At 70.1% G+C, this 24,975-nt stretch carries 26 protein-coding genes and 1 pseudogene; 14 read left to right on the forward strand and 13 right to left on the reverse strand.

All coding sequences use genetic code 11. The features are described from left to right. Positions 1-494 (forward strand): phytanoyl-CoA dioxygenase family protein (locus AB0C96_RS40060; RefSeq protein ID WP_362924873.1); only part of this gene is annotated, 494 nt, incomplete at its 5' end. Between the two features lie 456 nt (positions 495-950). Next, complete coding sequence (locus AB0C96_RS40065) at positions 951-1,967, forward strand: alcohol dehydrogenase catalytic domain-containing protein (RefSeq protein ID WP_362924925.1); 1,017 nt, start codon at positions 951-953, stop codon at positions 1,965-1,967. A gap of 133 nt (positions 1,968-2,100) precedes the next feature. Here the strand turns inward: AB0C96_RS40065 and AB0C96_RS40070 are convergent, their stop codons facing one another. Continuing rightward, positions 2,101-2,895 carry a PhzF family phenazine biosynthesis protein gene (locus tag AB0C96_RS40070; RefSeq protein ID WP_362924875.1) on the reverse strand — a complete coding sequence of 265 codons (795 nt, stop codon included), beginning with the start codon at positions 2,893-2,895 and terminating at the stop codon, positions 2,101-2,103. A 334-nt stretch (positions 2,896-3,229) separates the two neighbouring features. Here AB0C96_RS40070 and AB0C96_RS40075 point away from each other — a divergent pair, with 334 nt between their 5' ends. Both AB0C96_RS40075 and AB0C96_RS40080 read left to right on the forward strand, forming a co-directional pair. Further along, positions 3,230-4,489: a multidrug effflux MFS transporter gene (locus AB0C96_RS40075; RefSeq protein WP_362924877.1), complete on the forward strand. Its 1,260-nt coding sequence runs from the start codon at positions 3,230-3,232 to the stop codon at positions 4,487-4,489. A gap of 11 nt (positions 4,490-4,500) precedes the next feature. Beyond that, positions 4,501-4,971, forward strand: a complete 471-nt coding sequence (locus tag AB0C96_RS40080) for a RidA family protein (protein ID WP_362924879.1) — start codon at positions 4,501-4,503, stop codon at positions 4,969-4,971. Between the two features lie 214 nt (positions 4,972-5,185). Here the strand turns inward: AB0C96_RS40080 and AB0C96_RS40085 are convergent, their stop codons facing one another. The 4 genes from AB0C96_RS40085 to AB0C96_RS40100 all read right to left on the reverse strand — a co-directional run bounded on the left by AB0C96_RS40085 (position 5,186) and on the right by AB0C96_RS40100 (position 9,777). Continuing rightward, on the reverse strand, positions 5,186-6,757 hold the full coding sequence (locus AB0C96_RS40085) for an amino acid adenylation domain-containing protein (RefSeq protein WP_362924880.1): 1,572 nt from the start codon (positions 6,755-6,757) through the stop codon (positions 5,186-5,188). Between the two features lie 536 nt (positions 6,758-7,293). Further along, positions 7,294-7,926, reverse strand: a complete 633-nt coding sequence (locus AB0C96_RS40090) for a DUF1524 domain-containing protein (RefSeq protein WP_362924882.1) — start codon at positions 7,924-7,926, stop codon at positions 7,294-7,296. A 207-nt stretch (positions 7,927-8,133) separates the two neighbouring features. Beyond that, positions 8,134-8,640: a carboxymuconolactone decarboxylase family protein gene (locus AB0C96_RS40095; RefSeq protein ID WP_362924884.1), complete on the reverse strand. Its 507-nt coding sequence runs from the start codon at positions 8,638-8,640 to the stop codon at positions 8,134-8,136. Between the two features lie 159 nt (positions 8,641-8,799). Further along, entirely contained in the window at positions 8,800-9,777 is a 978-nt protein-coding gene (locus tag AB0C96_RS40100; RefSeq protein ID WP_362924885.1) for an aldo/keto reductase, read from the reverse strand. Between the two features lie 117 nt (positions 9,778-9,894). Here AB0C96_RS40100 and AB0C96_RS40105 point away from each other — a divergent pair, with 117 nt between their 5' ends. Further along, entirely contained in the window at positions 9,895-10,773 is an 879-nt protein-coding gene (locus AB0C96_RS40105; RefSeq protein WP_362924887.1) for a LysR family transcriptional regulator, read from the forward strand. A 33-nt stretch (positions 10,774-10,806) separates the two neighbouring features. On the opposite strand, the gene AB0C96_RS40110 is transcribed toward AB0C96_RS40105, so the two are convergent. The 3 genes and pseudogenes from AB0C96_RS40110 to AB0C96_RS40120 form a co-directional block, all read right to left on the reverse strand. After that, positions 10,807-10,956, reverse strand: a complete 150-nt coding sequence (locus tag AB0C96_RS40110) for a hypothetical protein (protein WP_362924889.1) — start codon at positions 10,954-10,956, stop codon at positions 10,807-10,809. 132 nt (positions 10,957-11,088) lie between these two features. Continuing rightward, positions 11,089-12,492, reverse strand: a complete 1,404-nt coding sequence (locus AB0C96_RS40115; protein WP_362924890.1) for a M1 family metallopeptidase — start codon at positions 12,490-12,492, stop codon at positions 11,089-11,091. Continuing rightward, positions 12,489-13,787 (reverse strand): annotated as a pseudogene (locus AB0C96_RS40120) (Pls/PosA family non-ribosomal peptide synthetase); the annotation flags it as partial. The gene AB0C96_RS40115 and the pseudogene AB0C96_RS40120, both read right to left, overlap by 4 nt. 191 nt (positions 13,788-13,978) lie before the next feature. Here AB0C96_RS40120 and AB0C96_RS40125 point away from each other — a divergent pair. Beyond that, positions 13,979-14,623, forward strand: a complete 645-nt coding sequence (locus tag AB0C96_RS40125; protein WP_362924891.1) for a LysE family translocator — start codon at positions 13,979-13,981, stop codon at positions 14,621-14,623. A 116-nt stretch (positions 14,624-14,739) separates the two neighbouring features. Here AB0C96_RS40125 and AB0C96_RS40130 read toward each other — a convergent pair whose 3' ends face one another. Continuing rightward, positions 14,740-15,261 (reverse strand): hypothetical protein, encoded by a 522-nt coding sequence (locus AB0C96_RS40130; RefSeq protein WP_362924893.1) that lies wholly within the window; start codon positions 15,259-15,261, stop codon positions 14,740-14,742. Between the two features lie 92 nt (positions 15,262-15,353). On the opposite strand from AB0C96_RS40130, the gene AB0C96_RS40135 reads away from it, so the two are divergent. Both AB0C96_RS40135 and AB0C96_RS40140 read left to right on the forward strand, forming a co-directional pair. After that, positions 15,354-16,985 carry an amidase gene (locus tag AB0C96_RS40135; RefSeq protein ID WP_362924895.1) on the forward strand — a complete coding sequence of 544 codons (1,632 nt, stop codon included), beginning with the start codon at positions 15,354-15,356 and terminating at the stop codon, positions 16,983-16,985. Between the two features lie 136 nt (positions 16,986-17,121). Next, complete coding sequence (locus AB0C96_RS40140) at positions 17,122-17,700, forward strand: hypothetical protein (protein WP_362924897.1); 579 nt, start codon at positions 17,122-17,124, stop codon at positions 17,698-17,700. A gap of 238 nt (positions 17,701-17,938) precedes the next feature. On the opposite strand, the gene AB0C96_RS40145 is transcribed toward AB0C96_RS40140, so the two are convergent. After that, positions 17,939-18,106, reverse strand: a complete 168-nt coding sequence (locus tag AB0C96_RS40145) for a hypothetical protein (protein WP_362924899.1) — start codon at positions 18,104-18,106, stop codon at positions 17,939-17,941. A 51-nt stretch (positions 18,107-18,157) separates the two neighbouring features. Between AB0C96_RS40145 and AB0C96_RS40150 the strand changes: the two genes are divergently transcribed. Together AB0C96_RS40150 and AB0C96_RS40155 are read left to right on the forward strand one after the other, a co-directional pair. Then, positions 18,158-18,337 (forward strand): hypothetical protein, encoded by a 180-nt coding sequence (locus AB0C96_RS40150; RefSeq protein WP_362924900.1) that lies wholly within the window; start codon positions 18,158-18,160, stop codon positions 18,335-18,337. Positions 18,338-18,434: 97 nt separating this feature from the next. Continuing rightward, positions 18,435-19,454 carry a DUF6236 family protein gene (locus AB0C96_RS40155; protein ID WP_362924902.1) on the forward strand — a complete coding sequence of 340 codons (1,020 nt, stop codon included), beginning with the start codon at positions 18,435-18,437 and terminating at the stop codon, positions 19,452-19,454. Positions 19,455-19,522: 68 nt separating this feature from the next. Here the strand turns inward: AB0C96_RS40155 and AB0C96_RS40160 are convergent, their stop codons facing one another. Next, complete coding sequence (locus AB0C96_RS40160) at positions 19,523-20,083, reverse strand: glycoside hydrolase family 25 protein (RefSeq protein WP_362924904.1); 561 nt, start codon at positions 20,081-20,083, stop codon at positions 19,523-19,525. A 35-nt stretch (positions 20,084-20,118) separates the two neighbouring features. On the opposite strand from AB0C96_RS40160, the gene AB0C96_RS40165 reads away from it, so the two are divergent. The 4 genes from AB0C96_RS40165 (at position 20,119) to AB0C96_RS40180 (ending at position 23,296) form a co-directional block, all read left to right on the forward strand. After that, complete coding sequence (locus tag AB0C96_RS40165; RefSeq protein ID WP_362924905.1) at positions 20,119-20,241, forward strand: hypothetical protein; 123 nt, start codon at positions 20,119-20,121, stop codon at positions 20,239-20,241. A 455-nt stretch (positions 20,242-20,696) separates the two neighbouring features. Continuing rightward, a complete protein-coding gene (locus AB0C96_RS40170; protein ID WP_362924906.1) occupies positions 20,697-21,596 on the forward strand; it encodes a BTAD domain-containing putative transcriptional regulator in 900 nt (299 codons plus the stop codon). 298 nt (positions 21,597-21,894) lie between these two features. After that, positions 21,895-22,200: a hypothetical protein gene (locus AB0C96_RS40175; protein WP_362924908.1), complete on the forward strand. Its 306-nt coding sequence runs from the start codon at positions 21,895-21,897 to the stop codon at positions 22,198-22,200. Position 22,201: 1 nt separating this feature from the next. After that, on the forward strand, positions 22,202-23,296 hold the full coding sequence (locus tag AB0C96_RS40180; RefSeq protein WP_362924909.1) for a M14 family metallopeptidase: 1,095 nt from the start codon (positions 22,202-22,204) through the stop codon (positions 23,294-23,296). Positions 23,297-23,331: 35 nt separating this feature from the next. Here AB0C96_RS40180 and AB0C96_RS40185 read toward each other — a convergent pair whose 3' ends face one another. Then, entirely contained in the window at positions 23,332-23,754 is a 423-nt protein-coding gene (locus AB0C96_RS40185) for a hypothetical protein (protein WP_362924911.1), read from the reverse strand. 409 nt (positions 23,755-24,163) lie between these two features. Further along, positions 24,164-24,715 carry a hypothetical protein gene (locus AB0C96_RS40190; RefSeq protein ID WP_362924913.1) on the reverse strand — a complete coding sequence of 184 codons (552 nt, stop codon included), beginning with the start codon at positions 24,713-24,715 and terminating at the stop codon, positions 24,164-24,166. Positions 24,716-24,975 lie beyond the last annotated feature (260 nt).

Below are 24,975 nucleotides of genomic sequence, written 5' to 3' on the forward strand. Positions count from 1 at the left end.
ACCGCCACTACTGGCAGACCTGCACCTCCGACGAGATGCTGACCGCCTTCATCCCCTTCCACGACTGTGACGAGGAGATGGGCACCATCACGATGGTCGACGGCAGCCACCGCTGGAAGGAGATCGGCGGCAACGACGCGACCACCAGGCATTTCGCCGACCGCGACCGGTCGGAGCTGGAGGAGATGCTGGAGGAGAACGCCGCCTTCAACAACGCAACCGTCCGCAAGGTGCCCATCGTCATTCCGAAGGGGCACATCAGCTTCCACCACTGCCGCACGTACCACGGCAGCGGCCTGAACCGCAGCAACCGTCCGCGTCGCGCGATCTCCTTCCATCTCCAGGACCGGACCAACCAGTGGCGGCCGTTCAGGATCTCCACGGGCGACCAGGTCGTCTACAACAACGACGTACTGGTCCGGAAGACGGCCGACGGCCATCCCGACTACGCGGACCCGGACTTCTGCCCGGTGCTGTGGCAGGAGCAGCCGTAACGTCCCCCGCTCGGCGCATCTGCCGGGTGCCCAGACGCTCCCGAAACCCGAGGGCACCGCGCCACGCGTTGCGCGGCGCGGTGTGCGGCGCGGTGTGCGGGACATGGCGAGATCCCCGGCGCACCCGGCGGAACTGCCGTACGGTACTCCTGGGTTCGGGGCGTTCTGCGCGACCGGGCGGGTGAGGTGGCCCGACTGCCGGCCGACGCTTTGGCGGCGGGAGCGAACATCGAGGACATCCGCCGTGACTGCGGCGACGACGGGCCGGCGGGCTCGTGGAGTTCTTGAAGTTCTTGGAGCTCTTGGTACCGAAGGAGTCGACCGGTGTGCTCACGGCCGGTTTACGGCGCCGCGGTCGGACCGTCCACGCGGAGGCGTCGCAAGGGACACCCGAACGATACCGGGCCGAGGGCCTTGTCAAGCGATTCCAGGAGTTCGACCGTGCGGGCAGCAGTGATGTTCGGAGCAGGGGACGTCCAGGTGAAGGAGGTGCCCGACGCCCGGATCGTCCAGCAGACCGATGCCGTGGTGCGGATCACCCACGCCGCGATCTGCGGCAGCGACTTATGGCGGTACCGCAAGCTCGCGCCGACACCGCAGGGCGTCAGGCTCGGCCACGAGTTCATCGGGGTGGTCGAGGATGTCGGGACGGAGGTCACCTCCGTGCGACGCGGCGATCTGGTGCTCGTGCCGTTCAAGTGGTCCGACGGGACGTGCGAGTTCTGCCGTGCGGGGTTGCACTGCTCCTGTCTGAACGGCGGGTTCTGGGGTGGGGAACTGGACGGTGGTCAGGGCGAGGCGGCGCGCGTACCGCTGGCGGACGGCACCTTGGTGCCGCTCGACCTGGAGCCCGATGACCCGCGGCTGCCGGCGGTGTTGGCGCTGTCCGACGTCCTGTGCACGGGTCACCACGCCGCCCGTGCCGCGCGAGTCGGGCCCGGTGCCACCGTCGCCGTGGTCGGCGACGGCGCGGTCGGGCTGTGTGCGGTTCTGGCCTCCGCCCGGCTGGGTGCGGAGCGCATCATCGTGCTGGGGCGGCATGCCCGGCGTACGGACCTGGCGCGCCGGTACGGCGCGGTCGAGGTGGTCCAGGAGCGCGGCGCGGAGGCCGTCGAGCGGGTGCGTGCGCTGACCGGCGGGCACGGCGCGCATGCGGTGTTGGAGTGCGTGGGGACCGGGGCGGCGCTGCGTGATGCGCTGGACATGGCCCGTCCCGGCGGCGCGGTCGGCTACGTGGGGGTGCCGCAGGACGGTGACGGCGTCGACGTACGGCGGTTCTACCGCCGTAACGTCACCCTGGCCGGCGGGGTGACCCCGGCGCGGGCCTATGTGCCGGAGCTGTTGCCCGATGTGCTGTCCGGACGGCTGGACGCCTCCGCGGTCTTCGACCGCACGGTGGGCATCGACGGCATCCCGGACGGCTACAAGGCCATGGCGGAGCGCGAGGCCCTCAAGGTCCTGATCCGCCCCTGACCGCAGAGCGCCCCTGAAGCGTGGTGGGCCCCTGCCCACCACGCTTCAGGCTGTCCACACGCCACAGCACGGCATCAATCACCAATGGTGTCAATCACCACATGGCGTCAATCACGGCATGACGCCAGCCGCCTCACGGTGCCAGCTCGCCCTCGAAGACGGTCACCGCCTGCCCCAGGAGCGTGACCCGGTCACCGCGCAGTGTGACTCCCACCCGCCCGCCGCGTGGGGAGAGTTGCACCCCGTTGAGTTCGGTGCGGCCCAGCCGTCCGGCCCAGTGAGGCGCAAGGACGCAGTGGGCGGCGCCGGTGACGGGATCCTCCGGTATGCCGGCGGCGGGGGCGAAGACCCGGGAGACGAAGTCGTGATCGGCGCCGTCGGCCGCGCCTGCCGTCACGATGACCGCCCGGCCACTGAACTCCGCCAGCGCGACCAGGTCCGGGGAGAGCTCCTGCACGGCTGCCGCCTTCGGCAGTTCCACCAGGAGGTCGTGCTTGGCCCGGCCGGTCCACACCGGCTCGGTGCCCAGCGCCTCGGCGAGCCGCTGCGGCGCGGTGTCGGCGGTCGCCAGGTCCGCCGGAAAGTCCAGGGTGATGCCGCTGTGCCGATGTCGGCGGGCGGTCAGCACACCACTGAGGGTCTCGAAGCGGAGGGTTTCCTCCTGCTCCGCGCCGCGGGTCCGGTAGAGGACGTGGGCGGTGGCCAGGGTGGCGTGACCGCACAGGTCGACCTCCACCGTCGGCGTGAACCACCGGAGCCCGTAGGTGTCTTCGTCCACCGGGTGCACGAACGCGGTCTCCGACAGGTTGAGTTCGGCAGCGACCTGCTGCATCCAGTCGGCGTCGGCCGGCGCCTCCAGCAGGCACACTCCGGCGGGGTTACCGGCGAACGGCCGGTCGGTAAACGCATCAACGATGAAAGCGCGCATGTCGCCGACGCTACGAGCGGCGCGGCACTCTGGACGGAAATATCGGTAGTTGTCGCTCTTTGGACCACTACTGGGAGCCCAACGGGGCGGGGGGAATGGTCCGACAGGATGCTCTCGGCACCCGAGCGGTCGAGGAAGGAGATGGCGGCGGTCATCGCTGTTCGGACCAGTCTTCGGAGCCCAACGGGGCGGAGGGAATGGTCCGACAGGATGCTGTCTCGGTACCCGGGCGATCACTAGCATTCATCATCGATCGCTCAGCTACCGCCGGCCATCGCCATGAGCCGTCGTCGGGGCGGCGGGTGCCGGCGCACCCGCGTCCGGAAGGGCAGGCATGCACACCACGGAAGCCAAGGTCCCCCCGTTACTCCTCGCGGTGCTCATCTCCTTGAGCGTCGGCGGACTGATGTCCTCGGACATCAACCTCCCCGGACTGGCAGAGACCGCGCACGCGCTCGGCAGCTCCGTCTCGTCGGTCCAAGCCACGTTCAGCCCCTACCTCGTGGGACTGCTGGTGGCCCAACTGATCTACGGGCCCTGGTCCGACGCCGTCGGACGCCGACGGCTCGTCATCGGCGGTTTCTCCCTCTACGCCGTGGCCTCGCTGGCCTGCGCGCTGTCGTCGGACATCGCCGTCTTCGGCACGGCGCGGCTGCTCCAGGCGCTCGGCGCCGGCGCGGGCCTCGTCCTGGCCCGCGCCATCGTCGGCGATCTGTACGGGCAGCAGACCGCGGCCCGGGTCTTCACCACGATCATGCCGGTGGTCGGCGCCTCACCGGCCGTCTCCCCCCTGTTGGGCGGCTACCTGACCACGTACGTGTCGTGGAGCGCCCCGTTCTTCCTCACGGCTGCGATCGCCCTGCTCACCGTGCTCGCCGTCGTCCTCAAGGTGCCGGAGTCACTGCCCACGGAGCGCCGGGCACGGCGACTGCGCACCACGGTGGGCAACTACCGGAAGCTGCTGCTGAACGCCAGATTCTGGAGCTACGGTCTCAACCTCGGCATGGGGTACGCGGTGTACACCGGCTACCTGGTCGCCTCACCGGTCATCTTCCAGCGACTGGGCATGAGCACCGAGATCAACGGCTACTGCTACATCAGCATCGCCGTCGCCTACATCTCGGGAAACCTCGTCTCCCGCCGCCTCGTCAAACGGCACTCCGTCGACCGGTTGCTCGTCCGCGGCCATCTGATCTTCTCCACGGGCGCCCTGCTGCTGCTCGCCGTGGGACTGACCGATCCGCACACCCCGTGGCCACTGCTGATCCTGATGACCGCGGTGACCATCGGCAACGGCTTCCTCTTCCCGATGTCCGTGGCAGGCGGGGTGACCTCCTTCCCCACCATGGCAGGAGCGGCCTCCGGCCTGCTCGGCGCGGTCCAGATGGCCGGCGGCAGCTTCTCGTCGCTGCTCGTCAGCCAAACCCCGCCCACCATCGAGTCCTTCGCGATCCTGGTGGCGGCCTTCGCGCTGACCGGGCTGGCCGCATTCCACAGTCTGCGGGCCCTCGCGGCCCGCCCCACCACCGGCTCCGGCACACCGCCGTCGCCCCCTGCCACACCCGTGGCATCCGCAACACCGAACGAAGAATGAGGAGCACAACCATGGGACAGGTCACACGCCGCCTGGAGGAACTCGGGCTGACGCTGCCGCCGTTACTGCCCAAGCTCGCGAACTACATACCGACCAAGACGGTCGGCGAGCTCGTCTTCGTCTCCGGCCACGGCCCGCTCAACCCCGACGGATCGGTGAAGTACCGAGGCCGCCTGGGCGCGGACTTCACCGTGAACGACGGCAAGGAAGCGGCCCGACTGGTCACCCTGAACATCCTCTCCGCCCTTCAGGCCGAACTGGGCGACCTCGACCGCATCCGAGAATTCGTCAAGCTCCTGGTCATGGTCCAGTCCACCCCCGAATTCCAGGAACAGCACCTGGTCGCAGAGGGCGCCTCCGACCTCCTCACCGATGCCTTCGGGCTCGAATGCGGCTCCCATGCCCGCTCCGCCGTCGGCATGATGAGCCTGCCCTTCGGCATCGCCGTCGAAATCGAAGCCATTGTGCGCATCACGCCCTGACCAGCGCCACTGACCACGTCCACACCCACATGCACACCCACGCCCACACCCACACCAGCGGACACGCGGCGCCCGGCTGCCGCGTGGCGCGGTACGCGGTGCGCGGGGATTCGGTAGTCGTCTAGGGGTACACCTGTGGTGGGCGCGGGTGTACCGCCGGCGCGGACGGCGAGCGGCGGACGCAACACCGGGTCGTACACACGCCTTGCGCGAGTCACACGCGGGCCGCCTGCTCGTCCAACCAGTGGCGCAGCGCCGTGCGGTCCACCTTGCCGTTGGCGTTGAGCGGCATGGTCTCGACGGCGTGTACCGACGTGGGCACCATGTAGGGCGGCAGACGGTCCATCGACGCGGCGGTCACGACGGTCGGATCGGTGACCCCGGACATCACGGCGGTGATCGTCTCCGGGTCCGGCCACATCAGGCACACCGCCTCCACCGCGCCGGAGCGCCGCAGCACCGCTTCGATCTCACCCAGCTCGATCCGGTAACCTTCGACCTTGACCTGTTGATCGTTGCGGCCGATGCAGACCATCTGCCCCTGGTGCAGGCGCACCAGATCGCCCGTGCGGTAGTACGTCCTACCGTCACGTGCGAAGAAGCGCTCAGCCGTCAGGCCAGGCGCCCGCCAGTAGCCGGGCGTGGTTTGCGGACCGGCCACACACAGCTCACCGGTGGCCCCGTCCGCGACCGCGGCCAGGTCCTCGTCCACGATCAGCGTGTGCAGGCCGGGGTACGGCCGCCCGATCGGCACATTGTCGTGCACGCACTGTCCCGGACTCCGCTGTGGATCCCACCGGTGGACCGAACAGGCGACGGTCAGCTCGGTCGGGCCGTACAGGTTCTCCACGATCGATCCGGGCGCAGCGGCCTGCCAGGCCTCGGCGGTGGCCCTGGGCAACGCCTCACCGCAGAACAGACTCCACCGCAGCGTCGGCATGGACCCGGGTGTGAGCACACCCTGCTTGCGCAGCAGTGCGGCCACCGACGGCACCGAGAACCACACGGTGATCCCGTTGCGCTCCAGATAGGGGAAGGGCGCGGGCACCTCCAGCGGATCCATCACACAGACCCGCGCCCCGTGCTCCCAGGCCATGAAGAGGTCGAAGACCGACAGGTCGAAGGTCAGGTCGCCGATCTGGGTGAGCCGGTCCTCGGGCGTCAGCCGATAGCGCCGCTGGTTCACCTCGAGGAAGGACCGGACATTGGAGTGGGTGATGGGCACTCCCTTGGGCTCACCGGTGCTGCCCGACGTGAAGAGCAGATACGCCACGTCATCGCAGCCGGCCTCGCGCGACGGCGTGAGCGGGGCAGCTGCCGCCAGATCGGCCGCGTCCAGGACCGGGCCGTCACCGAGAGGGGGGACGCTCGCGCGCAGGCTGTCGGGGAGCAGCACGGCTGGCCGGCGCGGCAACCCGTCGAGCAGATCAGGCAACTGGCCCAGCGACGCCCCGTCGACGATCAGCGCATCGACGCCGGACTGCTCCAGCATGGCCCGGGTCCGCCGCACCGGGAGCTCGCGGTTCAGCGGGACGAAGGCCGCCCCGGCGAACAGCGCGGCGGCCACCCCCAGGTAGGCAGCCTCACTGCGAGTGGCCAGCACACCGACCCGTCCCGGCCGGGACCCGGCGGCCTCGACGAGCGAACCCGCCCACCGCCGCGCGGTGTCCGCGGCCTCCCGGTAGGTGTACTCGCGCTGCCCGAGCGTCAACGCCACGTGGGCGGGAAGGGTCTCCGCATGATGCAGAAGTCCGACACCCAGACGTCGGACAGGCGCCCCGACCATCTCAGCCCCACACAAACAGCACGGACCAGGACCTGGCGGGGGCCCGGCGGCAGTGGACGGGGGCAACGCGGCGGCGGCCGCCACGTGCCGGCGGCGGCGCCACGATACGGGGCCGGGATGAGTCGCTCATGTCTCCACCCTGCCGACCTCGGACGCTCATCGCCTGTTGACCGGCTGCGGTCAGGGGACCACCGGTCCCGCCACGGGACGATCCCGGAGACGTCGAGCGACCGCCCAGCACACGAGAGGCACTCCGGCGGCCCTGCCGAGTTGCGGAGAGGAGCGGACGCCGCTACCCGCCGTCCCGCTCTGCGCGGTGATGTACTTCGCGGTGATGTACTTCCTGTCAGCAGCAGCGGCCCCCGCTCCCGCGTGGGATGCGGGAGCGGGGGCCGTCGCGCCACCGGTGATCGTCAGGCGCTCACACAGGTGGCGTCGCCGTCGCGGACCCGGTTTCCGATCTCAGGACCCGACCTCTGTTCTCAGGGCCCGGTTTCCGTTCTTGGGACGGGTGCTGGGGTGTCGCGGTGGGAGAGTCAGCTGGTGCAGGTGTCGAGCATCGAGGCCAGGGCCTTCTTCTCGTTGTCGGTCGTGGTGAGTTTCCACACGGACTTGATGTGGGTGTAGTCCTTGGCGTAGGTGCACCAGAAGGTGTGGTTGGTCGGCTTCCAGTCGGCGGGCCCGCTGTCGCTCTTGGAGCTGTTGGAGGATTCCGAGGCGATCAGGAGCTGGGGGTCCTTGAGGTCGTTGCCGAAGGCCTTGCGCTGGTCGTTGGTCCAGGTGTCGGCGCCGGAACGCCAGGCTTCGGCGAGCGGGACCATGTGGTCGATGGTCGCCTGGGCGACGTCGGTGACGGTGGCGTCGTCGTAGACGGAGTACCACGAGCCGCTGGCGGGCTGACAACTGCCCGGCTTGTCCTGGACGTTCTTGCCGTCGCGGGCGAGAACCTCCTGGCGGGTGGTGCATCCGTCGGGTTGCTTGGACCAGATGTCGAACTTGTCACGGGCGTAGCCGTCCATGGAGTGCGGGGCGGCCACCGTCAGGGCGGCGAGTTCGGCGCGGGCGGTCGACGTCGAGGGCGGGGCCGGCGGATCGGCCAGTGCGGGGGCGGCTGTCAGGCCGACGGCTATGACGGCAGCGGCGGACACGCCCAGGGCAGCACGATGCATCAGGGTCTCCTGGAATGTGGGGGGTTGAGAGACTCACGTCGAGGAAACCGCACGAGTCGTGCCCACCGCTACGCGCGTTGAATGGACATGACAGCACTTTTCCCTCCCCATTACCGCCCGTTGAACACCGACCCCGTCCAGGCACCGATGGGCGCGGGGTCCGGGTCCCGGTCGGGGACCCGAACTCCGCGCCTTGCTACGGTGGTTCTACTTCCACGGTTCGGAGAACGACTTTCCGGGGACCGGCTTGGCGATCAGGGCCACCGCGATGAAGAAGTTGACCTGCCCGATCGCGATGGTCAGGGTGGCGAGCGCCTTGTCGTCGTAGTGCTCGGCCACTCGGGCGTACAGCTCGTCGGACACCCGCTCACCGTGTGCCGACGGCTGGAGCACCGCTTCCACCAGAGCCAGCGCGGCACGCTCGGCGGCGGTGAAGTACGGCGCGTCCTGCCACGACGCCACCGCGGTGATCCGCTCCTCGGACTCCCCCGCCTTGCGCAGGAATCCGGTGTGCAGCACGGTCAGGTAGGTGTTGCCGACGATCTGGCCGGCACGCAGCTGGACCAGGCTGATCGTCGACCGCGGTACCGAGCGGTTGCCGGTCGCCTTGAACAACGCCGCGGACACCTCCGCCAGCTCGGGGACGAGCTCCTGGGGGTCCTCGGGCATCCGCGGCCCCACCGGCACCTCCGCAGTGATCGAACGCGCTTCCATCTCCGTCTCCCTTCGGGCTTTCACGTTGCGGTCACTGCTCTGACGGATCGGCGTGGAGAAGTGTGACGGCGGCGTATCCGGCGACCGGGAGAAGCGGACGCGGCCCGGCGGCGTATCCGGCAGCCGGGAGAAGCGGACGCGGCCCGGCGACCTGTCCGGTCACAGGTCGACCTGCGCCAGCCGGGCCGCGTCGTAGCGCTCGCCCGCCACCGCGCCGCGCGGCACGGCCTCGTCGAGGGCCGCCAGCTCGCCCGGGGTGAGTGTGACGTCAGCCGCGGCCGCGTTCTCCTCCAGGTAGCGGACGCGCTTGGTTCCGGGCACGGCCGTGACGTCCGGGCCTTGGGCCAGCACCCAGGCGAGGGCGAGCTGCGCCGCCGTGACGCCCTTGGCCTCCGCCAGCGCGCGTACGCGCCCGACGAGCGCGAGGTTCAGGGCGAGGTTCTCCCCCTGGAACCGGGGCGCGGTGCGGCGGAAGTCCCGCTCGCCGTAGGCCTGCGGGCTGAGGGTCCCGGTCAGCAGGCCGCGTCCGATGGGGCTGTACGCAACGAGGCCGATGCCCAACTCGCGCATCGTCGGCAGGTGTTCGTCCTCGATGTCCCGGGTGAACATCGAGTACTCGTACTGGCCGGCGGTGATCGGGTGCACCGCGTGGGCCCGCCGGATCGTCGCGGGGGAGGCTTCGGAGATGCCGAGGTGGCGCACCTTGCCGGCGGCGACCAGTTCGGCCAGCGCACCCCAGGTCTCCTCGACGGGGACGGCCGGGTCGATGCGGTGCTGGTAGTAGAGGTCGAGGTGGTCGACGCCCAGTCGTCGCAGTGATGCCTCGCACGCGGACCGGACGTACTCCGGCCGTCCATTGACACCGAGCGGGGTGCCGTCGGGACGGCGCTCGACACCGAACTTGGTGGCGAGGACGACGTCGTCCCGGCGGCCCGCGATCGCCTTGCCGACCAGTTCCTCGTTGGTGAAGGGGCCGTAGGCGTCGGCGGTGTCGAGGAACGTCACGCCCACGTCCAGGGCCCGCCGGATCGTGGCGAGGGAACCGGCTTCGTCTCCGGGGGCGTAGTAGTCGCTCATCCCCATGCAGCCGAGACCGAGGGCCGGGACACGGAGGGAGGCGAGGGCGCGTGTGTGCATGGTGAAGTCCTTCGGGAAAGGGGGGAGTTCGGGCGACGGCCCGACGTCCTCGATTCTGGTCCCCGCCGGCTGCCGTTGACCAAGACCGGTTGCGCACCCTCCCGATACCCTGCGGGTATGACGATCGATCTGCGACTCATGCGGTACGTGGTGGCCGTGGCCGACGAAGGCGGGTTCCAGAGGGCCGCCGACCGGCTGCACATGGCCCAGCCACCGCTGAGCCGGCAGGTCGCCGCCCTCGAACGCGAGCTGGGAGTACGGCTCTTCGAACGCCGTCCCACGCGTCTCACCGAGCCGGGCAAGGTCTTCGTCGAGGGAGCCCGCGCCCTCCTCGCCGAAGCCGACGCCCTCGTGGAGCGGACCGTGCGCACCGCGCACGGCACGGCCGGCACGCTCCGGCTCGGCTATGTCACCAGCGCCGCCTACTGGGCCGTGCCCACCCTGCTGTCCGCCATGGGGGCCCGCCATCCCGGCGTCCGCGTCGAGACCCGCGAGATGTGGTCGGCCGACCTCACCGCCGCTCTCGAACACGACGAGATCGACGCCGCGCTCTCCCGCAGCCTCCCGCACCGGCCGGACCTGGCGCGCCTCACGCTCGTACGGGAGGGCCTCGTCGTGGTCGTCGCCACCGGCCACCGACTCGCCGGCCGGACCGAGTTGTCACTGCGCGAGCTGCGCAGCGACACCCTGCGGGTCATCCGACGCGACATCGCACCCGCCTTCCACGACGCGGTCCTCGCCGCCCTCCGCAGTACCGGCGAACACTTCCCGGTGGAGGAGGAGCCGGTACCGGGCTTTCGGCACCTCGTCCTGGACGAGCGCGCCTTCGCCGCCGTCCCGCAGGCCCTGGCCCGCCACCTGCCGGCCGGCACCGTCGCCCTGCGGGTCAGCGACGACCTGCCGGGCTTCGACCTCGAACTCGTCTGGCGCCAGGACACGTCCGCACCGCCCGTACCCTTGCTGGTTCGGGCGGCGCGGATGCTGGCGGCCCAGTGACGTGAGGTGTCGCCGGTCGCGGCACCGGGATGGTCAGGCAGTCCCGTGGGGAGTGGCGGCCGTCTTCCGTGGCATCCCGCGTCGCAGCCACAGCCCGCGGGCGACCGCCGCGCACAGCAGTGCGCCCACCAACGGCCCGCCGAACCAGATGGCCACGCCCGCGCCGATGTTGGCGCCGATCACACCGGCCGTGAGGATCCGCCAGCCGGGGAAGTGCCCGTGCGTGGCAGGGAGTTGGCCATGCTGCCATGGTGGTACCACGCGAGGGCGGGCCGCATGAGTACGGATACCTAGTCGCACCGGAACGCCGCGTGGTCAGGCGACCAGGCGGGGCAGCGGCTTCTCGTAGAGCCAGGAGTTCAGCAGCGGTCGGACCTGGTGGCCGGCGTGGCGTTCGGCGTGGGCCAGGAACGCCGCGGTGTCGGCGTCGGCGTGGCGGTGGGCGTCGTGCCAGCCTCGGAGCAGGGCGAAGAACCGGCTGTCCCCGATGGTCCGGCGCACGGCGTGCAGGGTGCAGGCACCGCGGACATAGACCCGGTCGTCGAAGATCCGGCGCTGGCCGGGGTCGGCGATCCGCAGGTCCTGGGGGCGGTCGCGCAGTGAGCGCCATTCGGCGCGGGCGATCTCCTCGGCGGTGTCCTCTCCGATGTGCTCGGACCACAGCCACTCGGCGTAGGTGGCGAAGCCCTCGTTGAGCCAGATGTCGCGCCAGTCGCGCAGGCTGACGCTGTTGCCGTACCAGTGGTGGGCGATCTCGTGGGCCACCAGGGTCTCCGCACCACGCTGCCCGTCGATGTGGTTGCTGCCGAAGACCGACCGTGTCTGGTTCTCGACCGGGGCGCCGAGTTCGGCGTCGACGACCACCGCGCCGTACGCCTCGAAGGGGTAGCGCCCGAAGTGGCCGCTGAACGCCCGGAGCATCTCCGGCTGCCGGGCCAGGTCGTGTGCCGCGTCCTTCGCCATCCGTGCCGGGTACGCGTTGTGCAGGGCGATCGGCGGGTGGTCCGGACCGAGTAGGGCGGTGCCGTGGTCGTGGTGGAAGCGGCCGGTGTAGAGCGCCGCGAGGTAGGGGGCCATGGGACCGGGATGGTGGTACGTCCAGCAGGTGCGCCGGCCGGTGCGGCCACTCTCCAGCAGGGTGCCGTTGGCCACGGCGTGGTGGCCTTGCGGGACGCTGACCCGGAAGGTGTAGGCCGCCTTGTCGTCCGGGCGGTCGTTACAGGGGAACCACGAGGGGGCGCCGGTGGGTTGGGAGGCGACCATGGTGCCGTCGTGCGGGTCTCCGGTGAGGTCCCAACCGATCTGACCGAACGGGGAGCGGACCGGCCGCGGCCGGCCACGGTAGTCGATCTCCATGGTGAAGCGCGCGCCGGTGGGCAGCGGGCGCGGGGTGCCCAGGTACAGCTTGCCGTTCAGCTGACGGGTGCGCACCCGGGTCCCGTCGATCCGGGCGGTGTGCGCGGTGAGCTGGGAGAGGTCGAGTTCCACCCGGTCCAGGCGCTGGTTGGCCACCGCCTCGATGCGGGCCCGCCCGTCGAGACCGGCCCTGGCCGGGTGGTAGGCCAGTCGTAGGTCGTAGGAGACGGTGCTGTGGGCGTAGGTGCCGTGGCGCGGGAAGTAGCGGGCGGCGAGCGGCTCGGCGAGGGCGTCCGCGGCCGTCGCGGCGAGCGGGAGCAGGGCGGCGCCCCTGATGAGGGCGCGCCGGCTGCATCGGGTCACGCGACTGCACCGCCTTCCATGCGGGTCGTGGCGGGGTGGGCCGGGCGTTCGCCGGCGATCGGGTTGCCGGCCCACCGGGTGTGCGCGGGCACGCTTTCGCCGCGCATGACCAGGGAGGACGGCGCGATCGAGGCCCGCGCCCCGATGTCGGTCCCGGGCAGCACGATGCCGTGCGGCCCCAGAGAGGATCCTTCGGCGAGACGGACGGTGTCCAGGCGCATGATCCGGTCGTGGAACAGATGGGTCTGGAGGACACAGCCGCGGTTGACGCTGACGCCGTCGCCGACGGTGACCAGGTCGGTCTCCGGCAGCCAGTAGCTCTCCAGCCAGACGCCGCGGCCGATCCTGGCACCGAGGCTGCGCAGCCACCAGTTGAGCACCGGGGTGCCGGTGAAGGCGCCGGCCATCGACGGGACGGCGAGGGATTCGACGAAGGTGTCGTAGAGCTCGTTGCGCCAGACGAACGCGGACCACAGCGGGTGCTCTCCGGGGGTGAAGCGGCCGACCAGCAGCCATTTCGCCGCGGTGGTGGTGAGCAGTGCGGTGAGTCCGGCGGCCAGCAGCAGCGGCGCGCCGACCAGCGCCGCGAGGCCGAGACCGCCGACGTCGAGGGCGTCCTGTTCGGTCAGCAGGATGGCCTCGGCGAGCGCCACCCCGCACATCAACGGCAGGACGCGGCAGAGTTCGACGGCGGCTCTGGCCAGGACCAGGCGGCGCGGCGGGGCGAAGGTGCGCGCGGGGTCGGTCCGGGCGGCGACGCGGGGCAGCGGCATGGCGGGCCGGCCGAGCCAGGACGTGCCGGGCTCGCCCTGTGCGGGGGCGTTGGAGAGCACGCCGACCAGGCTGTGGTCCGGGACGTCATGACCGGGGGCGACGATGCCGGAGTTGCCGACGAACGCCCGGCGGCCGATCCGTACCGTCCCCAACCGCAGCCATCCGCCGCGGAGTTCGAAGGGGGCGACGAGGGTGTCGTCGGCGAGGAAGGCGCCGTCCTCCACGTGCAGCAGGGACGGCAGCGGCAGCACGGTGGAGATCTCGGCGTGCCGGCCGACCTCGGCCCCGAGCAACCTCAGCCACCGCGGGGTGGCGAGGCTGGCGTAGATCGGGAAGAGGCTGCCGCGGGCGCCGTCCAGGAGACGGGTGACCAGCCAGGCCCGCCAGGCCACGCCACCGCCCGCCGGGTGCAGTCCAGGAGTGATGCCGCGGCCGAGGAGGCGTACCACCGCGGCGGTCACCAGGACCGAGCAGCCGGTGGTGACGACGGCGACGACCGGGGCGGCGACCAGCAGCCGCAGCGCTGCGTCGTTTTCTCATCCGTGCCTCATTCCCCTTTCAATGTTCCGCCAACACGTCACCCGCACGGACACCCGTCAACCGCGGGAGGGGACACCGTCCGGCGGTTTCGGCATCTGGATGGCCCTGGAGCGGACGGCCCGACGTCTGTTTGTATGGCCCCTGAACGGCACATCCAGGAGGTGACGGGCACATGGTGTCCACGGAGAGCATTCTCGCGTTTGCGGCGATGTCGCTGCTGGTGATCGTGATTCCAGGGCCGAGCGTACTGTTCGTCATCGGCAGGGCCCTCGCCCACGGCCGCCGCACCGCGCTCGCGACGGTCCTCGGCAACCTGGTCGGCTCCTACGTCGTGGTCATCGCCGTGGCGTGGGGACTCGGCGCGCTGGTGGAGAGTTCGGCGGCGGTGTTCACGGGCGTGAAGCTGGCCGGGGCGGTGTACCTCGTCTACCTGGGCGTGCAGGCCTTCCGGCACCGCAAGGAGATGCGCGCGGCGGTCATGGACAGCCCGGCGGGTGAGCGCCGCGGCGATCTGCGCACGATCCTGGACGGCATTGTCGTCGGCGTCACCAACCCGAAGGGCATCGTCTTCTTCGCGGCGGTGCTCCCGCAGTTCGTCGACCACTCCGCGGGGCGTGTCCCCCTCCAGATGATGGTGTTGGGCCTGGTCCCGGTCGCCATCGGACTGATCACGGACACCCTCTGGGGGCTGGGCGCCGCGGCGGCCCGCTCTTGGTTCGCCCGCTCGGACCGCCGGCTGTCGATGGCGGGCGGAGCGGGCGGCCTTGCCATGATCGGCCTGGGTGTGACGGTGGCCGCGACCGGCCGCGCCGACTGAGGACGACCGGGACTCCCCGGGTGGCGGGCCGCACGCGCTGCCCGACCCGGGCCATCATCGAGCGGGACACCGGCCGGACAAAGGGCTGATCCGCGGACCGCACCCCAAGACGGCGTCTACCGGAGGTAGTTCAGGTCGGGGCCACGCGGGTGCGACAGCCAGCTCGCACGGTCCACCATGGTGATCGACGAGTGGTTGTCCGACACCGGTTGCAGGGCGCCGACCGGCCATAGAGTGTCGTGGTCCAGCCGGAACGCCCCCGGAAGGCCCGGCGCTCCGAGCACCGTTGCGTGGTCGTGCAGAGCAGCGCCGTACGGTACGGCGAAGTAGATCGACCGCGGTACACGGAGCGGGTTGCGGGTCAGGTCGGTGTAGACGGAGGCGTTCTCGATCTGTAGGCGTCGGCCGCGCACCACGACGGCGGCGGGGAGGCCGTCCGCCTGTAGTCCGTAGCCCTCATACAGTGCGGCGATCCGACTGCCTGGCATCGACGCACAACCCCTACCGCTGAGCAGGTCGAGTCCCTGGTGGGTCAACTGCTGGGGCGGGGATCCGGTGCTGGAGTGGACGACGTCGACGGGGATCCGCCCGCAGTCGTCGTTCCCCGGGGCGACCGAGTGTTTGTCCGGACGGGACACGATGCCCGGTCCCTCCGACCACGCGGGACGGCGGCGCGAAAGGGCCTTGCGTCGGGCCGCCGGCCTGTAGTCCGCTGGCCCTCATGCGGAGTATGAGGAAGCGGAGCATCGCCACGCTGATCGCCGCCCTGGCCGCGGGCTCCCTGTGTGCCGGCGCACCGCATCCGCGTGCGGAAGCCGCCGACACCGACACGGGCACCGGCATCGGCATCGGCATCGGCATCGGGAGTCCACCGAAGCCCGCCGGACTGCCCCCGGGAGTCGATCTCGACACGGTGACGATCCCGGAACTCCAGGCGCGCATGTCGGACGGTTCCCTGACCTCGTCGGCGCTGACCACCGCCTACCTCCGGCGGATCCGGGCCATCAACCCGAGGATCAACGCAGTGCTGCGCACCGACCCGAGCGCCCTGCGCCAAGCGGCCGCCAGTGACGCCAGGCATCGGCACGGCGCCGCCCGTGGCCCGCTCGACGGCATCCCCGTCCTGCTCAAGGACAACGTCGACACCCGCGACATGCCCACGACGGCCGGGTCGCTGGCGCTGGCCGGCCGTCCGCCACGCCTCGACGCCGCCCTGGTGACCCGGCTGCGGGACGCGGGGGCGGTGGTCCTCGGCAAGACCAACCTGTCCGAGTGGGCGAACTTCCGTGCGGCGAAGCCGACATCGGGGTGGTCGGCGGTGGGCGGGCAGACCAACAACCCCTACGTACTGGACCGGAATCCGTGCGGGTCCTCCGCCGGTTCGGCCGCCGCGCTCGCCGCGTCGTTGGCGCAGGTGGCGATCGGCACCGAGACGGACGGCTCGATCGTCTGCCCGGCCGGGATGAACGGGGTGGTCGGTCACAAGCCCAGCCTCGGCCTCGTCGGCCGAGCCGGAGTGGTCCCGATCTCCGCCGAGCAGGACACCGCGGGTCCCATGGCGCGCAACGTGATCGACACCGCGCTCACCCTCGCGGTGCTCAGCGGGAACGGCACCGCACGCCCCGGCGGCCCCGTCGGCCTCCCGGACGGGCCGACGCGCTCCAGCGGCCTGCACGGCAAACGGATCGGCCTGTGGCGCCTGCCCTCGCTCGGGCCGGAGGTGGACGCCCTGATGACCCGTACCGCGCAGCGACTGCGCAGCGCGGGGGCAGAGGTCGTCGAGGTGACACCCCCGTACCAGAAGCGCCTCGCCGACCTCGAATTCCCCGCGCTGTTCAGCGAGTTCCACCGTGACATCGACGCCTACCTCGCCACCCGCGACGGCCCGCGGGACCTCGCCGAGCTGATCGCGTTCAACCGCGCCCACCGGGCGGAGCGGACCTGCTTCGCCGGCCAGGAGCTGTTCGAGCGGGCCCTGGCCGCGCCACCCACCACCGACCCGGAATACCGGGCCAGGCGTGCCGAGTTGACGGACCTGGCCCGGCGTTCCCTGGACGAGACGATGGCCGCCCACCATCTGGACGCCATCGCCTCGCCGACCAATCCGCCCGCCTGGACGACCGACTGCGTGCGCGGCGACAACGACGTGATCCCGTCCTCGACCCCGGCGGCCGTGGCCGGCTACCCGTCCTTGTCGGTGCCCGCCGGGTTCGTCGACGAGCTGCCGGTGGGCCTGCTCCTGATGGCCGGTGACCACCAGGACGCCAGGCTGCTGTCGTTGGGGGCCGCGGTGGAGCACCGGCTGCACGCCTGGCGAGCACCGCGCTATCTGCCGTCGGTGGGGCCCGACGGCTCCCGCTGAACGGTCCGGCGGCCGCACCGTCCGCCCCGCCACGGCCCACGACGCACGCATGCCCCACCCGCCCACCGACACCACCGCCACACACTGAGGCCCACGCCGGCCCTGCCCTCCATCGACCGCCCCTCCCTGTCGGACGATGCCCCTCGGACATGTCCTGGAAGACAGCGTCCAAAAGGACAATTTCGCTCAACATCGGCCCTTCGCCATCAGCAGCCGCGACAACAGCATCACCCACCACAAGCCGGTCCTGATCGTCACCTCCACCGCCCCCGGTTACCTCCCCTCCACCGGCTCCCTCCCGGCGATGCGCACCGTGCGCTGCGACTCCGAGCAGGTCACCAACAGCGGTAGGCGCGGCTGCGTCTACCCCTCGATCGTGCCGAACCTCTCCATCAGCCGCGCCAACCCCCAGTGGGGCGCCATGGCCAAGCACGTCTACCAGGCCGAACGGACCCTGCTGGGCCAGCCCGGATACGCCAAGCCGCTGCACCGCGCGCCCCCCGCGCAGGCGAAGGCGAACCGTCGGAAGACCTGCCCGAGCCGCCTGCCCCGCCCCAGGGGCAGGCAGTGCGACGAGTACCCGTACGCCTCTGCCCAAGAGGGCGGCGGCGTCATCGGCCTGACCCAGCCGCAAGATGATCGACACCGACCACAACCGCAAGGGCGGCACACAGCTCAACAAGTTCTACAACGCCAACCGCCTGCTGCCCGGTGACGCGTACTACTCCATCATCAAGTAGCCGGGGAGCGTGACGTGCCGGAAGGGCTCGTCGCGACCCGCCGCGGTCGACGTGGACGCCGCTTCGGGCACCGTGCCCGGAGCGGCGTTGCGCCGTACGGAAGGAAGGGGTGACCGGTGCGTCCTAGGATGAGCGGGTGACGCCACCTCCCGGCCCTTACAAGTTCACTGTGGCGGAGGGGCAGTTCTACCTCCTCGAAGACGGTGACACCGACTACTTGGCGACCCGCTCCGTCAACGCAGCGCTCCATGACGGGCTGGCCGCCGGCGGGAAGAACCACGTCTTCGTCAGTGCGGGCATCGGCATGGGAACCGCGATGATCTCCTTCCACCTGTCGCCCACGCCGTTGGAGCGGGACCGGGGCCAGGAATGGGAGGACATCGCCGAGCTGGGCTACACCTCCCCCATGGGCACTGCCCATCTGTCGCGTGCATGGGCCCCGGCGAGGAATCCGACGACCTGGCCGCCTACGAGGTCAACCTCGCCTTCAACGGTCCCGGCAGCTACCGGATGCGCGTCCACGCCCGCGGCCGGACCGTCGATCCCGACGGTGTCCAGGACGACGACGAGCCGATCGCCGAGCACTACCTCGTCCAGGTCCGGCCTGCCTGACTCACTGTCAGTTCCCGTTCACCCGGCCAAAAATCGGCCGGTCCCCCACGGCGGCGAAAGGCTGCCGGCACGCTGAGTCCTGCCAGGGAGGAACCACGTGGCAATTCTGCTCTATTACCCCCGGGTCACGCCGCCCACGGAGGTGATCCACCAGGCGCTCCTGTACTGGGACGGCATCGCGACCGTGGTGGGCGGACGCGCCGTCTACGAGGAGTTGGGCTCCCGCGAGTTGAAGGATCTCAAGGAGCTCGGGCTCTATACGCCTCTCCTGTCATCCCCGGAGCACACCCGTCGTCTCCTGGGGCTCGCGGACAGCGGCGGGAACGACTCGTTCCGCGTCCTAGCCACAGAACTGCGCCGACTCGCCACCGGCCCGGACTGCCCCGGGCTGTCCTCCGAGCCGGACGTCTTCCTCTACCGCCCGAAGATCGGAGGGCTCCGACTGGAACGACTGCTCCTCAGCCTCGGACTGACTCGGCCGACGGACCCAGCGCGGGCCCGCATCCCGGTGCCCCGAGAAGTCTTGCTCCTGATCACCGGCGCCCTCGCCCGAGAGTTCGCCGCCGAGGCCGGTCACCACTACGACAGGGCCTACGTCCCCTACACCGACCACGCCCCCGGCTACGAGCTGGGCCTGCGCGCAGCAGCACCCGGACGCGGCGTCCCCGCATGGGAGATGGAGCTCGGAAGACTGCTGCCCGTTCCCGCTCCTGACACCCCGACATCCGAGGTGCTGGCCTTCCGGGAGCGGTACGCCGACGAGCGCGTGCGCCTGATGCGTGCCCTCCACCGCATGCTCGGTGACCTGCGCCGCGACTACGACCAACCGGCCGATGTCCTGGCACAGCTGCGACGGGAGCTGACCCAGGCGTCCGAGGACTATCTCGCTGCGGTACGGAACAGCCGGATGGCATGGCTGAGCAGGGGCATCTCGGTGACGGTGTCCGTGGCGGCAGCGGCCACCGGTGCCCTGCTCACCCCTGACGCGAACTGGATCCTCGGCGCGATCGGCGGCTACGCACTCAACGTCGCAACCCGCGAAGTCCGCCCACTGACCGCCGCGCACAAGGAGCACGACTTCAGCTACCTGCACCGGGTCGAGCGGGAACTGACCTGACTGCCGCGCAGAGGTACCCGCCTTGCACCGGCGGGGCCGATGGCACCCGACGGGGCGGAGAGCCAGTCCTAGGCCGGGATGAGGGGGCGGGACCAAGTGCGCAGTTCCGCCTTGCTGTTGAAGTTTCCGATGCTCGTGTCGATGGGCTGGTCGGTGTACTGGTGGAACAGCCAAGGGGCCTGGATATCGGGCTTGCCCGGCTTGCCGTTGTACTCGGCTATCCACAGTCCGTCCCCGGCGAAGGACGTGGTGTCACGGTGCTTCCAGAAATCCAGGTTGCAGTAGAGGAGCGTCTTGTGGCCGGGGGTGCGCTGCCTCACCTGTTTGATCCAGGAGTCCTTCCATTCATTCGAGACGCTCCGGTCCTCCCAGTCGAGGATGAGAATATCGCCATCGACCAGGTTGATTTTCGAGAGGAAGAAGTCGACCTGGGCACTGACTGACCCCGGACGCGCGAAATGGTAGAAGCCGGTAACCAATCCGGCGTCTCGTGCGGTTTTTCGCTGGGCCACCCACTTGGGGTTGGTATAGGTGGTCGATTCCGTTATCTTGATGAATACGAAATCGCTGCCGGATGTCTTGTACTTCTCCGGCTGGAATGACGACACGTCGATTCCCTTGATGGTCATGGTCGGTTCCTTGATGGTTTGCCTCGGGAGGGGTGGTGAGAGGCATCGCCGGACTGGCAGTCCAGGCCGTCGACGACGCCGGCCGGCGCGAACGACTGCGGGCCCGAAGACGGCCCGCCTTCGACGAGCGGCATTTTCATCGTCTCGCCGTGTCGTGACCGCTGCATCTGGATCATTTGCGACAACGCCCCGGCGCGCCCGCCGGCAACGGGCGTCGATGCCGCAGGATGTGCACCCCGAAACGGTCCCTCGAGGCCTCCGATCTCCACGCTGTGTTGAACCAGCAAATATTGCTCGGTCTGTTTGATCAGAGATCATTGACGCGCGTCGGCGATTTTCTTCCGGAGCAACATCCCCATGGCTCGACACCGGCCGGACACGCGACGCAGGATGGAGAGAGGCAAGGGAAGTCCGGTGGGCACGGCGACACGTGCTCCCGCTTCCCATGGGAGTGTCTGGTGGCCCATCAGGAGATGCGGAGGCGATGAGTCGCAGCACCCGGACGCATTTCGGAACCGTGAGCGGCACCGTCCAGGCGGGACGTCTGCTCGGGCTCGGAGAAACGCAGTACGAGGGACCGTGCAGTCCGCCGGGCTCGCGGAGTTCCCCACTCATGCGCGACCGGCCGGCGACGACGGCCCCTCGCGCCCGCGGCGACGAGCGGCTGGCCGACCGGGTGTCCCCGGTGCCCGCGGGGATCAGGGCCCGTATCGAACTGCTCGGCGGTTTCCGAATAGTCACGGAGAGCGCGCTGGCGAGCGTCCCCGCCGGATCCGAGCGCCTGCTCGCCTTTGTCGCCCTGCACGCCGATTCCGTGCCCCGCAGCGTCGTCGCCGAGAACCTGTGGCCGGACGTGTCCGAGTGCCGGGCCTACGGTGCGTTGCGCTCGGCACTCAATCGGCTGCGCGGTGCGGGCTGCCGCCTGCTCGACGCCGGCCCCGCCGACCTGACGCTCGCGGGCGGTGTGGGAGTCGACTTCCAGGAGCTCAGGCCGCTGGCGCGGCTCCTGGTGGATGTGGCTGCGCCGTCCTCCGGAACGACCGAGGGGCTGCGTCTGGGCGCCACGGAGATCGACGGCCTGTCCCGGGACCTGCTGCCCGGCTGGTGCGACGAGTGGGCGCTGCGCGAGGCCGAGGAGTGGCGGCAACTGCGGATGCACGCGCTGGAATCGCTCGCCGCCCGCTTCATCAGTGCGCAGTACTTCGGTCGGGCCGTGGTGGTCGCCGGCGCGGCCGTGCGTGCGGAGCCGCTGCGGGAGACCGCTCGGGCGGTCTTGATCAAGGCCCATCTCGCCGAGGGTAACCAGTCCGAGGCGCTCCGCGAATTCCAGCGCTACCGGTCGCTGCTCCAGGACGAACTGGGCCTGCGCCCGACGGCCCGGCTGCTCGGCCTGGTGGCCGACCTACGGTCGGCTGCCGCCCGGTGCGCGGGCGGATCGCCGGAGCGCAGGGGGCGGGTCATCCACGGTCAGGAGACCCCCGTCACGCATGACGCACCGGTCACGCCGCGGTGACGGCGGTCTGGTCATGATGAGGGAGAGGCGGTCCGAACGTGCGCCGACCGCTCGGCGGCCGTACTCCGCGCGCTGATCGCCGAGGGGCCGATCCGGCCTGAGCTACTACCCCAGCCAGTCGTCCGGCCGGCCACCGGTGCACCGCGTCATGCCGCTGTACCGCGGTACCGCGTCGCACCGCATCACCGCGTCATACCGATGCACCGCGACACCCCGTACTGCGCATCGGGCCGCGAACGCCCCCATCTGCACCACACCAGAAGAGGCCGACATGTCAGACCGCGACAACATTCTCCACGTGCGCGTGACCGCCAGCGATGCCGAGACGCTGCGCACCCTGCTGCGGGAGCAGCAGATGGACATCGGTGGGCGGCCCCGTCCCACTCCCGGGCCGGGGAACGAGATGAGCATCGAGGCGTACGTACCACGCAGCAACGCCGATCGGCTGGAGCGCGAAGGCGTCTCCGTCAATGTGCTCAGGGACGCGACGGCCACCGGGCAGGCCCGTCAGAAGGAGGTTGCACGCGGCAACCGGTTCGCCGCACCGGACGAAGTGCCGCAGGGGCTCGGGGAAATAGTGAAGGACGAGAGGCCGGGAGGCTGAGATGCCGTATCTCAACATCGCCGAGGTCGACTCCGCACTGGCCAACCTGTCGAGTGCGTACCCCCGTCTCTGCGAGTTGATCGACCTGCCCGAGAAATCGGTCGAGGGAGTCGACTGCCACGCCGTGCGCCTGGGCGCGGGGACCGGCTCCCGGGATTGCGTCGTGCTGATCGGAGGCGTGCACGCCCGCGAGTGGGGCAGCTGCGAAATCCTCATCTACCTGACCGCTGACCTGTTGAGGGCCTACAGCACCGGTTCGGGAATCGCATACGGCGGTAAGAAGTTCACCGCCGGGCACGTGAAAGACGTCCTGGAAAAGCTGGATATCGTGGTCTTCCCGCTGGTCAATCCGGACGGCCGGCGCTACAGCCAGACCGTCGAACCGATGTGGCGCAAGAACCGCAACCCCGCCTATGGTAACGGCCAGGGCGACTGCGTGGGTGTCGACATCAACCGCAACTACGATTTCCTCTTCGATGCCGCGACGGCCTTCTCTCCCACGTCAGGAGTGCGGGTGTCCACCGACCCGTGCGACCCGCAGCTGTACCACGGCCCGACGCCGTTCTCCGAGCCCGAGACGCGCAATGTGCGATGGCTGCTGGACGCCTACCCGCGGACGCGGTGGTTCGTCGATGTGCACAGTTACTCGGAGGACATGCTGTATGTGTGGGGCGACGATCAGGACCAGTCCGCCGACTCGTCGATGACCTTCCTCAACCACGACTTCGACGGGCTCCGCGGCGACGCGGGCGACACCACCTACCGGGAGTTCATCCCCAAGATCGACTTCGACCGTGAGACCGAGCTCGCCCGGGCCTTCCGGGACGGGCTGCACGCCGTGCGCGGCAAGTCGTACACCGCCAAGTCGGCCTTCGACCTGTACCCGACCTGCGGTACCAGCGACGACTACGCGTTCGCACGCCATAGTGTCGACTCGGCCAAGGGGAAGATCTTCGCGTACACCGTCGAATGGGGTACGGAGTTCCAGCCCCCGTGGACCGAGATGGAGAACATCATCAAGGACGTGAACGCGGGGCTCCTACAGTTCTGTGTCGATGCTCCGACGACCGTCATGGCGTCCACCGTCGGGGCCTGAGCGCCGTCGCGGCCTGAGCGCCGGCAGGGGCACCGTCATCGCGTCAGCACCGTTACGACCTGGGCAGGGGAAGGCACATGCGTGCCGAGAAACTCGGATCCGCGGCACGGCGGCTGCTGTTCGACGCCGAAAGCGCAGACGAAACCGCAGCCGGAACGGGGGCCGAAGCGGCCCGTTCGGCCCCCGTCAGAGTGCTGATCCGGTTGGCCGGTGAGCCGGACGAGCAGCAGAGACGGCGCATGGCCGAGGCCGGCGCGCAGGTCCAGACCGTTGCGGGCGACGTGGTCACCGCGCGGATCGCCCCAGGCGACCTGGAGTCGGCTGACGGACCTCGACGACATCCGCCATGTGGAACTTTCCGAACCGCTCGGCCCGGAGAGGAGCACCCGGCCGCCCGGCAGTTGATCAACGGCCGCCACGATGCGCTCTCGTGACTCGCGTGGCATCCCGAGCAGCACACGGCCCGGCGGAGCTGGCGGGTCTGGAGTCCACCGGTCGTTTCGCCGTCACGGTGGAGAGCGTGGCAGCACCACGCGTCCGCATACTCGCCCGACTCGCCGAAGGCCTTGGGGACGAAGAGGGGGCTCTGAACGAGGAGTTCGAGCGCATCGGTGTACACCCGGGCCGGGAACATCCTCAGCGCCGAGGTTGACCTCGACCGGCTCACCGAACTCGACGAACTGGCGGCCGTCGACTACATCGAGCCTTCCTGCCCGACCCTGCCCGAACTGGACGCCTCCGTACCGGAGATCAGAGTCGACAGGGTGCACGCGGGCCCACCGTCGTTCCGCGGCAACGGAACAGAAGTTGAGCCAGAACCCGCTCTCGGGCTCTGGCCCACCTATGCGGAGCTGCTCCGAGGGGCGGTTACCGCCCGGCGTTGTCGCCATTCAAGTGGTCCCGTGCTGCGGTCACGTATGCGGCGATGGCTGTGGTGAGGTGAACGTGCTCATCACGGGCAGCCTGCACGGAGGCAGCGTCGGAATAGTCCCTCTGCCGAGCGGCGAGCCGAATCTGAAAGGCCGCGCTGGCGACTTCTTGGGCAAGGACGGCGACATGCTCGGGCCCTTCAAGCTGGACGACAGGAAGTGTGGCCCGCAGGGCGTCGTCCCCCTCTGCCGCCTCAGCTCGCAGCACGACGGCACGTGCATCGACGACTGCAGGATCGACGGAGCCTTGTACGGTGGCGATCTCCGCGCGCGCCTGGGCGATGGTTACGGTGCGTCGCGTCCCATAGGCGTATGTCTCGGCAGCTTGCAGGAAAGCGGCATAGGCGTCTCGCTGATGTTGCCGCCGCACTGCGTCGACAGGACCGCGATGGGCTCCGCGGGCTTGGTGGCGGCCTGCCATGTAGGCGGCTGCGGCGGCGATCAGTGCGGTGGGGCTGGCGACGACGGCGGCTATCACCTGTGGGTCCATGACCGCGATCATGCCGCAGCCGATCGCTCAAGAGGCGGGCGTGACGGTTCGCACACACCAGCGCCGGCAGCGGAAGCGTGGCAGGCGAGGTCGGTCGATCACGGGGCTGCGAGGCGAAAGGCAGGGTGCCCACCCATGCCTGTTCAAGGCCGGCACGAACGATCCCGCCACAGCTCCATTAGAAGTTGAGCCAGAACCCGTTCTCATGGACATAACCAGTGAGGCGACGAGCGATGGGCCAAGCGCTTCATGGCCGCCGA

The sequence above is a fragment of the Streptomyces sp. NPDC048506 genome (assembly GCF_040651315.1).
Classification (GTDB): Bacteria; Actinomycetota; Actinomycetes; order Streptomycetales; family Streptomycetaceae; genus Streptomyces.

Coding starts and splice junctions, on each gene's coding strand:
- AB0C96_RS40065 (WP_362924925.1), top strand. CDS start 951: ATGTTCGGAGCAGGGGACGTCCAGGTGAAGGAGGTGCCCGACGCCCGG.
- AB0C96_RS40070 (WP_362924875.1), bottom strand. CDS start 2,895: ATGCGCGCTTTCATCGTTGATGCGTTTACCGACCGGCCGTTCGCCGGT.
- AB0C96_RS40075 (WP_362924877.1), top strand. CDS start 3,230: ATGCACACCACGGAAGCCAAGGTCCCCCCGTTACTCCTCGCGGTGCTC.
- AB0C96_RS40080 (WP_362924879.1), top strand. CDS start 4,501: ATGGGACAGGTCACACGCCGCCTGGAGGAACTCGGGCTGACGCTGCCG.
- AB0C96_RS40085 (WP_362924880.1), bottom strand. CDS start 6,757: ATGGTCGGGGCGCCTGTCCGACGTCTGGGTGTCGGACTTCTGCATCAT.
- AB0C96_RS40090 (WP_362924882.1), bottom strand. CDS start 7,926: ATGCATCGTGCTGCCCTGGGCGTGTCCGCCGCTGCCGTCATAGCCGTC.
- AB0C96_RS40095 (WP_362924884.1), bottom strand. CDS start 8,640: ATGGAAGCGCGTTCGATCACTGCGGAGGTGCCGGTGGGGCCGCGGATG.
- AB0C96_RS40100 (WP_362924885.1), bottom strand. CDS start 9,777: ATGCACACACGCGCCCTCGCCTCCCTCCGTGTCCCGGCCCTCGGTCTC.
- AB0C96_RS40105 (WP_362924887.1), top strand. CDS start 9,895: ATGACGATCGATCTGCGACTCATGCGGTACGTGGTGGCCGTGGCCGAC.
- AB0C96_RS40125 (WP_362924891.1), top strand. CDS start 13,979: ATGGTGTCCACGGAGAGCATTCTCGCGTTTGCGGCGATGTCGCTGCTG.
- AB0C96_RS40135 (WP_362924895.1), top strand. CDS start 15,354: ATGAGGAAGCGGAGCATCGCCACGCTGATCGCCGCCCTGGCCGCGGGC.
- AB0C96_RS40140 (WP_362924897.1), top strand. CDS start 17,122: ATGCCCCTCGGACATGTCCTGGAAGACAGCGTCCAAAAGGACAATTTC.
- AB0C96_RS40145 (WP_362924899.1), bottom strand. CDS start 18,106: ATGTCCTCCCATTCCTGGCCCCGGTCCCGCTCCAACGGCGTGGGCGAC.
- AB0C96_RS40150 (WP_362924900.1), top strand. CDS start 18,158: ATGGGCCCCGGCGAGGAATCCGACGACCTGGCCGCCTACGAGGTCAAC.
- AB0C96_RS40160 (WP_362924904.1), bottom strand. CDS start 20,083: ATGACCATCAAGGGAATCGACGTGTCGTCATTCCAGCCGGAGAAGTAC.
- AB0C96_RS40170 (WP_362924906.1), top strand. CDS start 20,697: ATGCGCGACCGGCCGGCGACGACGGCCCCTCGCGCCCGCGGCGACGAG.
- AB0C96_RS40180 (WP_362924909.1), top strand. CDS start 22,202: ATGCCGTATCTCAACATCGCCGAGGTCGACTCCGCACTGGCCAACCTG.
- AB0C96_RS40190 (WP_362924913.1), bottom strand. CDS start 24,715: ATGGACCCACAGGTGATAGCCGCCGTCGTCGCCAGCCCCACCGCACTG.